The 501-nt window shown below is 71.9% G+C and carries 1 protein-coding gene; it reads right to left on the reverse strand.

Translation table 11 applies throughout. The features are described 5' to 3' along the window. Positions 1-64: 64 nt before the first annotated feature. The coding region (locus D183_RS0115650) for a peptidoglycan DD-metalloendopeptidase family protein (protein ID WP_017909839.1) at positions 65-501 on the reverse strand (437 nt) is incomplete at its 5' end.

Consider the following 501-nt stretch of genomic DNA (forward strand, 5'->3'; position numbering starts at 1 on the left):
CCGATGGCGAACGCCCGGCGCGCTGCGCCGGGCCGGAGATCCGCCCGCGCGACGACGCAACCGATTACTTCGGGGGCAGATACAGCAGTGGGTCGACCGGCTTGCCGTTGTAGCGGATCTCGAAGTGCAGCATGTCGCGCGCCGCGCCGCTGTGGCCCATTTCGGCGATCTGCTGGCCGGCCTTGACGTTCTGGCCCTCGTTGACCAGGCGCTTGCGGTTGTGGCCGTAGGCCGACAGCCACTGTTCGTTGTGCTTGACGATGATCAGTTCGCCATAGCCGACCAGGCCGGCGCCGGAGTAGACCACCACGCCGTCCGCCGCGGCGCGCACGGCCTCGCCGTTGCTGCCGCCGATGTCGATGCCCTGCTTGGTCGCCTCGCCGCCGACGAAGCGGCTGACCACCACGCCATCGGCCGGCCAGCGCCAGGGGAAACCGCTGCTGACCGGCGCCGGCACCGGAACGGACGGCGGCCGAGCGGCGGCGCCGGCACCGGAGGCCG

The sequence above is a fragment of the Xanthomonas sp. SHU 199 genome, from assembly GCF_000364665.1.
Classification (GTDB): domain Bacteria; phylum Pseudomonadota; class Gammaproteobacteria; order Xanthomonadales; family Xanthomonadaceae; genus Xanthomonas_A; species Xanthomonas_A sontii.